This is a genomic window from Arhodomonas sp. KWT (assembly GCF_010993615.1).
Genome location: NZ_WNXE01000014.1, coordinates 36,267 through 44,948 on the forward strand (window position 1 = coordinate 36,267; position 8,682 = coordinate 44,948).

Below are 8,682 nucleotides of genomic sequence, written 5' to 3' on the forward strand. Positions count from 1 at the left end.
CGGGACCTCAAGGCGGCGGTCATCACCGTCGATTTCATTGACCGGCTCATCGATTACGACAAGGTCTACCCGCAGCTCGAGAAGGTCGTGAACCGGGCCCGCCGCGACGGGCTGGAGGTCCGCATGGTCGGCCAGCCGGTGCTTGCCGGGCTGGTGATCGAGCACTTGCCGGAGACCCTCCGCATCGTCGGCATGATCGTGCTCGCGATCGCGCTGATTCTCCTCATCGCCAAGGGCACGCTGCGGGGTATGCTGCTGCCGCTGGTCTCCAGCGCGGTCACCGGCGTGTGGGTGCTTGGCGCGATCAGCCTGCTGGGGATCAACCTGGACCCGCTGGCGATCGTGATCACCTTCCTGATCTCCGCGCGGGCCATTTCCCACGCCGTTCAGCTCAATGCCGGCTTCGACAATGAACGCCGCAACGGCGTGCTGGACGCGCGCCGGGCCGCGGAGGTCACCCTGCACAAGCTCTTCCGTCCCGGCCTGCTGGGCCTGGCGACGGATGCCGGCGCCATGCTGGTGGTCGCGCTCACCCCTATCCCGCTGCTGGAGAAGGCGGCGGTCATCGGCGCGATGTGGATCGGCGCGATGGTGATCGGGACGATCGTCATGATCCCGGTGGCGTTGTCGTGGGTGCGCGCCGGTCACGAGCGGCGGCTCGTGGACGTGGGCGCGGATGGCGCGATGACCGCCTTCCTCGGGGGCTGCACCCGGCTGACCACGCGACGGGGCAGTGCCCTGGCCGTGCTCGGTGTGGCGCTGCTCGTGCTCGCCCTCTCCGGCTGGTACGCCCGGGACATCAAGGTCGGCGACGCCAACCCGGGCTCGCCGATCCTCTGGCCGGGGTCCGAGTACAACCAGGCGGATGCCGCCATCAACGAGCGTTTCCCGGGCAGCGACCGCATGTTCGTCGCGGTCGAGGGCGAGAAGGAGAACACCCTCAAGCGCCCGGACGTGCTGCGCAATATCACGCGCTTTCAGGCCTACATGGAGGCGCAGGACGGCGTCGGCGGTACCCAGTCCCTGGCCGACGTGATCCGGCCGGTCAACATGATCCTCCACGAGGGTAACCCCCGCTATTTCAAGATCGGCGACAGCAAGATGGTGAACGGGGAGATCCTGTTCATCGCCCTGTCCGGATCGGACCCGGGGGATATCGCCCGCTTCGCCGACACCAAGTACCGCAACGGCGCCGTCCAGATGGCGTTCCGCAACCACCAGGGCGACACCATCCGCACGGCGGTGCAGGCGGTGAAGGACTTCGCTGACGAGCACCCGGTGGAGGGCATGCACTACCGGCTCGCGGGTGGCCTGATCGGTGTGCTCGCTGCGGTCAACGAGGTGATCTTCTCCGGCCAGATCCAGAGCATCGCGCTGGCGTTACTGGTGCTCTTCACCTTCTGCGCGCTGGCCTACCGTTCGCCGCAGGCGGGGCTGTTCTTCCTGCCGCTGGTGGTGCTGTCCAACACCATCACCTTCAGTTTCATGAGCTGGCAGGGCATCGGCCTGAATGTGAACACCCTGCCGGTGGCGGCTCTCGGTATCGGTCTGGGCGTGGACTATGCGTTCTACATCGCCGACCGCATCCGCGAGGGCTACGCCCATACCGGCAGCGTCGAGCGGAGCATCCGCTTCGCGCTGCTGACCGCCGGCCGCGGCGTGATCATCACCGCGGCGACCATGATCGCCTCGGTGGTGCTCTGGTACTTCTTCTCGTCGCTGCGTTTCCAGGCCGAAATGGGACTGCTCATCGCGCTGTGGATGAGCGTCTCCGCCATCAGTGCACTGGTGGTCATCCCTTCGATGATCTACCTGATCCGCCCCCGTTTCATCTTCGGCGTCGCCGGCGATGCGGCCGCGCCGCAGGACGGTGAGGTGCGTGCCGCCGAAGGCGCGGTTACGGCGTGGGAGGCCGACGTGACGGCGGAGACCGGGAGGACGCCCGCGCGTGCCGCCGCCCGGCGGTGACGCGATGGCGTGGCGGTGGTGGAGGGAGCCGCCGCCGGTACGAGCCAGGAGAGGGAGAGTGAGCCGCAGTGATGCCGGGCACCGGCGGGGGCGTCCCGCCTCGGCGCTGCGGGAGACAACGACACGGGAAATACCGGAACAGGGGAGACCACAACGATGAAGGCATCAAAACGGTGGATTGCGCCGGGGGTGGCGGGGGTGGTGCTGCCACTGTCGCTCGGGTTTGCGGGAACGGTATCGGCGGCCGAGATCGGCGGATTCGACGTCAACGGCTACGTCCGCGAGTACCTGAGCTGGAACCTCGACGACGTGTCCGAGACGTCGGCAGACGACAAGGGGGATCTGTCGATGGCCCGTACCACGGCGCTGCTGCAGGCACGCGGCGACGTCGGGCCGGCACGGGTGACCGCGATAGGCCGCGCTACCTACGAGGGAATGACCAACTACCTCGACCGCCTCGAGGACAGTACTGCCCGGACCGGGGAGCGCGCCGACTTCCAGGACGAGCTCAACGAGCTCGAGATGCGGGAGTTCTATGTCGACCTCAACCCCACGGACCGCGTGTTCATGCGGCTCGGCAAGCAGCAGGTCGTGTGGGGCGAGACCGACTTCTTCCAGGCCATGGACGTGGTCCACGGCTACGATCAGTCGTGGCGCTCATTCCTGGAGCCGGAGAACGAGAACTGGCGCAAGCCGCTGACGCTGGCCAACGTCAACGTCCGGGTCCCGGAGCTGACCGGCGAGCTGCAGCTGCTTTTCCGTCCAGGCTGGGATGCCGGGGAGCAAGTGGGCAATACCTACGACCTGTTCGGGGGGCGATGGGCGGGGCTCGGCAACCGCGGCTTCAACACCCAGGGCATCTTTCCGATCGAGTACCACCACGAGAAGGGCGACACCAACGATCCGCACTACGGCTTCCGCTGGTCCGGGGCGTTCGGCGAATACGACGGCATCGCCTACAGCCTGAATTACTACCACACCCAGGGGCAGAACCCGGTCCTGTATCCGACCACGCGGCCCGATGCGCCCAACAACCTGGCTTTCGTCTACCCGGAGATCGACATCTTCGGCGGGACCCTGAGCGGCTACATCCCGGGCATCGACAGCGTTTACCGTGCCGAGCTGGCCTACGTGCCCGACCAGCCCTACAACAACTTCAGCCTCGGCGTCACTGAGCACGACACCTACCGGCTGATGCTCGGCCTCGACACCAGCCTGCGGCTGCAGAATATGTTCGGCACCAGCAACTCCAGCACGCTGAGCCTGCAGGCGTTCAACACCTATATCGACGGTCACAGCCAGGACCGTGACGATCCGGAGGCCGTGCGTAACTCGTTCGGCAGCACCGAGGACGAGAACACCACCTGGCTGACCGGCATCCTCACCCTGCCGTACCGCCACGACACCATCACCGGTCAGCTGGTGCTCGTTCACGACGCCAGCAACGGCGGAGGTGTGGTGGTGCCGTCGGTGGAATGGCAGATCGGCCGCCACTGGCGGATCAAGCACGAGCTGGATCTCTTCTACGGCGGTCGCCACCAGGGCAGCAGCGGGGGCAACAGCCTCTTCGGTTCCTTCGACGGGGCCGACCAGTTCTACACCCGGATCACCTACCAGTTCTGACAGGCCCCCGGGGCCGAGGAGGACACGACATGACCATCGCAGTGAAACGCAGGCTGCTCTCGTCGGCGCTTCTGGCCGCCCTGGCCGGCTCGCTGGCCACCCCGGCGGTCGCCGGGGAGGTCGCCGAGGGCACGGTGCTCAGCGCCGACAACTACGACACGCTCAAGGACAGGACCCTGGATGGCGTCCGGATCGGCGACATGATCACCGACCGTTTCGAGATGTGGATCAGGGACTACGGGCTGACCATGAAGCTCGGCAAGGCCAGGGAGCCGGAGCTGGATCCGGCCTATTTCGAGGCCACGGAGAAGTACGCCGGCAAGGCCACCCTTAATCCGGAGACCAAGAAGGTCGAAGGCTACGTGGCGGGTATCCCCTTCCCCAACGTCTCCGAGGACGACCCGGACGCCGGCTACAAGCTCGCCTGGAACCACTACTACGCCAACCCGATCATGGGCGATAACTGGATCGCCATCGGCGACACCCGGGTGATGGAGGCGGATTCCGGGGTGGTCGACCGCTTCACCGCCGTGAGCGCGAAAATGCTAATGGAGGGGCGTACGACCCGCGAGCCGGTGAGCCTGGGCAACGAGGATGAGCACGCCAACTACCTGCTGGTGCTCACCGAGCCCTACGACGTCGCGGGCCTCGGTATCTTCACCAAGCAGTACAACACCGGCAAGGCGGACGATGCCTGGGTGTACGTGAAGTCCATCCGCCGCACCCGGCGCGTGGCGGGTGGGCAGTCCTGGATGGACCCGCAGCCCAAGATGGACCTGCTCAACGACGACAACCAGGGTATCAACGCCTACCCGCTCTGGTACGAGGACTGGAAGGTCGTCGACCGCCGCTACATCCTCACGGTCACCGATGCCCACAACCCCAACGAGGAGTACCCGCTGGACAAAGAGGTGGCGATGGAGCCGCCGTACTGGAATCCCATCAACGTGACCTGGCGTCCCCAGGAGGTGTTCGTGATCGAGGCCACCCCGCCGGAGGAGCACCCCTACGGCAAGAAGGTCCTGTACATGGATACCGACTACCCGTTGATCTACCACAGCGAGATCTACGACAAGAAGGGCGACTTCTGGCGTATGTGGCGGCAGTCCTACGGCCCCATTACCGCCGGTAACGGTGAACCGGGGCTGGGCTTCATCCACACCCAGGCGATCGATTTCCAGCGCGAGCGCGCGACCTACATCGACATCGTCGCCGACAAGCTCAACACGCCGAAACTCACCGCCGACAGCTTCACCCCGCGGGTGCTGCAGCAGGCGGCCAGCGGCCAGCTCGAGGAACTCGCCCAGTAGTTCCCCCGCCACGGGTCCGGGCCCGCCCCGTTCACGCGGGGCGGGCCTACACCACGATCTCCATCGCCAGCCTGCGGGCATCCCGTTCGGGGTTGGCGGGCAGCCACTCCGCCTCGCCCACAGCGATCCGTGCCGCGGTGCGGAAGCACGCCATCGCGTCCAGCAGGTCGTCCGCGGCGTAGCCCTGGCCGACCAGTTGCAAGCGCAGTCCGGCCAGTGCGTCGGGAAATGTCGTCTCCACCAGCGCCTCGCGCTCGGCCCGCCCGGCAGGGCGTTTCTTGCCGTGTGCCATGGCGATCCCACCGTTCCACGCCTGAAAGGCGAGCTCCGGGTGCGCCTCGCGGACCCAGCCCTGACGCGCGGGCGCGGCCAGCACGAAGGCGTCCATGGCGGCGATCAGGGGCACGATCTGCCAAGTCTGCCGTGACAGGGCCCGGCCGTCGCGCGAGCGCCCGATCCGGCAGGCCTCGGCGTAGTCGCCGGCGGCGAGCATGGGGCGGAGCGGGGCGGGGAACACGCTGCTGCCGCGCGGCCGGCCGAGCCGTTGCCGTGCCATGCGGTCCGCGGTGCGCGGGCCGGTCTCCGGCAGGCCGATGGGGATGTCCGCGCCCACTGCCACCGGTGCCGGTGCCAGGGTCAGCAGGCCGGGAGGCTCGTCCAGCAGCCGCCCCGGAGCGCCCCAGGGACCCCCGGATCGCCCCAGACGCAGAGCCAGCGCCCCCGGCAGCCGTCCATTCCCGCCACGATCATGGTGTGTCCTCCGTGTTCCGCCCCGGCGAGTATCGCGGAACCGTGCATCCGGCTGCCATGCCATACTGCGGCGATGATGTCCCGGCGCGGTCAGGGGAGGTGGGATTGAGCCGGCTCTTCACCATCGGCTACGAGCGTGCGTCACTCGCCGCGTTCACTGACACGCTGACACACGCGCGGGTCAGCGTGCTCGTGGACGTGCGGCTGAGCCCCCACTCCCGCCGCCGCGAGTTCGCTCTCAAGCACCTCGGTGCCGGCATGGCCGAGCGCGGCATCCGCTACCTGAGCCGTCCCGACCTGGGTACGCCCCCGCCGGCCCAGGCAGCCGCGAAGGCCGGCGACATGGCGACCTTCGAACGCCTCTACCGGGAACATCTCGACACCGCCGTGGCGCGGGATGCCCTGGCCGAGCTGGCCGGTCTGGTCGAAGGGGAGGTGGCGTGCGTGATGTGCTACGAGCGTGACCCCAAGCGCTGCCACCGGCGGCTGATCGCCGAGACACTGCGCCGCCGCGACGGAATCCTCTCGCAGGACCTCTTGCCGCCGCGGTAGCCGCACGGAAGCCGTCACACCTGTGCGGCGAGTGCGGCCACCGTGGCGGGTATCAGCGCCGCCAGGGCGAGGGCGATCAGGGCGATTAGCCCGTCGTTGGCGATCACCGCCAGGGAGAGGAGGGTGATCAGGATGCCCGCGGATGTGGCAGCGAAGGGGAACAGCTCCAGCGGCGGCATGGAGATGGCGATGGCCACGCAGGCACAGGCGACCAGGCGGTTGCCGGTGCCGGCGGTGAGCAGTGTCAGCCGCGGGTGCAGCAGCCGGTCGATCACGGCGGCGGGGCGGCGGATCGTGTGCAGGGCCCGTGCCGTGGTCGCCGCCGGCAGCGCGCGGGACAGGATCCAGCGGGGCAGCCAGATATGGCGGCGGCCGGCGAGCATCTGGCCGGCCACGAGCAGTACGATCGCGGCGGTGAGCGTGGGGACGCCGAGGATGCCGCTCAGCGGCGAGGTGGCGATCAGCCCGGCGAGCAGCAGCAGCGGGCCGAACGAGCGCTGCCCGCTCACCGCGAGCATGGACTCGATGGACAGCCGCCGGCGCGTATTCGCCAGCGCGATCAGCCGCTCGACGAGATCCGCGAACCCCCGGGGCGGTTCCGGGTCCTCCGCGGCGATGGGATACGTGTCCCCGGACTCATCCATGGCAGATCCGTGTCGTTGATTGCTTCGGGGGCCGCGCCGTGCCGGGTCAGGGTGTAAACGGCGCGCACCGGGCGCCCGGAACACGCGAGCGCAACCGGTGTGGGGCCGGAGCGCCGTGTTCGTGGCGCTCCCGAGGCGCAGCCCCGTGTGTGTAGATCCTCCGAGCATAGCCGACATCGCCGCGGGTGCACGGGTTCCCCGATCCGTGCCGGCGGGGCAGACCCGGCGGTAGACTGGGCATCCGAGCGAAAGGATACGGAGCCGATATGAAAGAGCCATTGCGCGGAGTGACCGTGGCGCTGCCGGAGAGCCGGCAGCTGGCACTGTTCGCCCGCATGCTCGAGGAGCGCGGCGCGTCCACGTGGCCGTGCCCGCTGGTGGGCATCGAGGACACGCCGGACCGCGACGCCGTTGTGCGCTGGCTCGACGATGTCGCCGCGTACGGGCTGGACTGGCTGGTACTGCTTACCGGCGAGGGCCTGTACCGACTGCTGGATTTCGCCGAGCGTGCCGGTCGGCGTGACCGCTTCGTCGCCCGCCTGGAGACCGCACGTAAGCTCACCCGCGGTCCCAAGCCCGCGCGGGCGCTGCGTGGAATAGGCCTGCGTGCGGACGTGGCCGCCGATGCCCCCACCACCGCCGGCGTCATCGCGACCCTGGAGCGCGAGGCGCTGGAGGGCAGCCGGGTGGGTGTGCAGCTCTACGGGGCGCCGAACCCTCAGCTGCTGGACTATATCGCCGGCCGTGGGGCCGACGTACTGCCGGTGGCGCCCTACATCTACACCGACGCGGCTCAGGACGAGCGGGTGGCCGCACTGGTGGACGGCCTCGCCGAGGGGTGGGTGGACGTCATCGCCTTTACCAGCAAGACCCAGGTGGAGCGGCTGTTCGCCTGCGCCGCGGCCACCGGCCGCGAGGCCGCCCTCGGGCGGGGCCTGGCGGCGACGGTGATCGCCGCCGTGGGGCCGGTGGTGGCGGAGACGCTGTCGGCGCGGGGCTTCCCGCCGGCACTGGTGCCCGCGGACAGCTACTTCATGAAACCCCTGGTGCGCGAGATCGTGGCCCACGTCGGGGGCGCGGGGGATGACACCTAGCCTTGTCGCGAGAAAGCGCCGGGTGAGTCCCGGCGGTCCACGCGGTCATCCCGGGCCCGGGGTGTGCGCACGGACGCCGCACGGGCGCCGCGGAAACCCCGTACCTGCCGGCCGGACGGCGGAGCCGGGACCCTAATGGGCGTGTTGATGCTGGTGGGCTTCGGCTGGCTCGTGACCCTGTACCGGCGGCCCGTGCTGCTGGCGGTGGTGTATTCGGGGGTCTCCTTCGCCCTCGGTCTCGTCTTCGGGGCAGGGGGCGTGCCGGCATTGCTGCACGCGGCCATCGCGGGGGGATTCGCGCTCCCGTATTTCTGGCTGCTCGACCGGTGCTCGGACACCGTGCTTCTCTGGCTGACCGTGCTCATCGGCTTTCCGGTGCTCTGGACGGCCGTCTCTCTGTCTATCTGAGCCGTTGCCGCCGTGTGCGTGCGCGCCAGCCCGGTCTGTCGGCTGCCGGGAGCAGCCGCCCTTGCATGTTTCCGGAGCGGAAGACCGGTAGGTCGTGCACGGCCGCGGGCCGTGTGCGACGTCTTCAGTGACCGAGCCGGAATGTCGCACGCCTGCGGCGCACGAACTACGCGCGTTCCCGCCGCCACTGCCGCAGTGCAGCGGGCTGGGGTAGCGTTTCGTGTGCCGGGCAGCTCCAGTTCCCTTAGGTCGGCTGCTCCTGGCAGCCAACCTGTTGCCTGGCGGTTCGGTCTGGCGATGCCGGAGATGTCGGCTGCCCTGAGCAGCCGACCT

At 68.8% G+C, this 8,682-nt stretch carries 8 protein-coding genes; 6 read left to right on the top strand and 2 right to left on the bottom strand.

Going from position 1 to position 8,682, the window contains the following annotated elements; all coding sequences use genetic code 11:
- From G7A99_RS04855 to G7A99_RS04865, 3 genes are all read left to right on the top strand, one after another.
- Nucleotides 1-1,968 (top strand): RND family transporter (locus G7A99_RS04855; protein WP_240466101.1); only part of this gene is annotated, 1,968 nt, incomplete at its 5' end.
- Between the two features lie 156 nt (nt 1,969-2,124).
- Complete coding sequence (locus G7A99_RS04860; protein WP_163139073.1) at nt 2,125-3,591, top strand: DUF1302 family protein; 1,467 nt, start codon at nt 2,125-2,127, stop codon at nt 3,589-3,591.
- Nucleotides 3,592-3,620: 29 nt separating this feature from the next.
- A complete protein-coding gene (locus tag G7A99_RS04865; protein ID WP_163139074.1) occupies nt 3,621-4,901 on the top strand; it encodes a DUF1329 domain-containing protein in 1,281 nt (426 codons plus the stop codon).
- Nucleotides 4,902-4,947: 46 nt separating this feature from the next.
- Here G7A99_RS04865 and G7A99_RS04870 read toward each other — a convergent pair whose 3' ends face one another.
- Nucleotides 4,948-5,715 (bottom strand): DUF429 domain-containing protein, encoded by a 768-nt coding sequence (locus G7A99_RS04870; RefSeq protein ID WP_256379699.1) that lies wholly within the window; start codon nt 5,713-5,715, stop codon nt 4,948-4,950.
- A gap of 41 nt (nt 5,716-5,756) precedes the next feature.
- On the opposite strand from G7A99_RS04870, the gene G7A99_RS04875 reads away from it, so the two are divergent.
- Entirely contained in the window at nt 5,757-6,203 is a 447-nt protein-coding gene (locus G7A99_RS04875; protein ID WP_163139076.1) for a DUF488 family protein, read from the top strand.
- A gap of 14 nt (nt 6,204-6,217) precedes the next feature.
- Here the strand turns inward: G7A99_RS04875 and G7A99_RS04880 are convergent, their stop codons facing one another.
- Nucleotides 6,218-6,847 carry an exopolysaccharide biosynthesis protein gene (locus G7A99_RS04880; protein WP_163139077.1) on the bottom strand — a complete coding sequence of 210 codons (630 nt, stop codon included), beginning with the start codon at nt 6,845-6,847 and terminating at the stop codon, nt 6,218-6,220.
- A 266-nt stretch (nt 6,848-7,113) separates the two neighbouring features.
- Here G7A99_RS04880 and G7A99_RS04885 point away from each other — a divergent pair, with 266 nt between their 5' ends.
- Together G7A99_RS04885 and G7A99_RS04890 are read left to right on the top strand one after the other, a co-directional pair.
- A complete protein-coding gene (locus G7A99_RS04885; protein ID WP_163139078.1) occupies nt 7,114-7,941 on the top strand; it encodes a uroporphyrinogen-III synthase in 828 nt (275 codons plus the stop codon).
- A gap of 135 nt (nt 7,942-8,076) precedes the next feature.
- Entirely contained in the window at nt 8,077-8,349 is a 273-nt protein-coding gene (locus G7A99_RS04890) for a hypothetical protein (RefSeq protein ID WP_163139079.1), read from the top strand.
- The last annotated feature ends 333 nt before the right edge of the window (nt 8,350-8,682 follow it).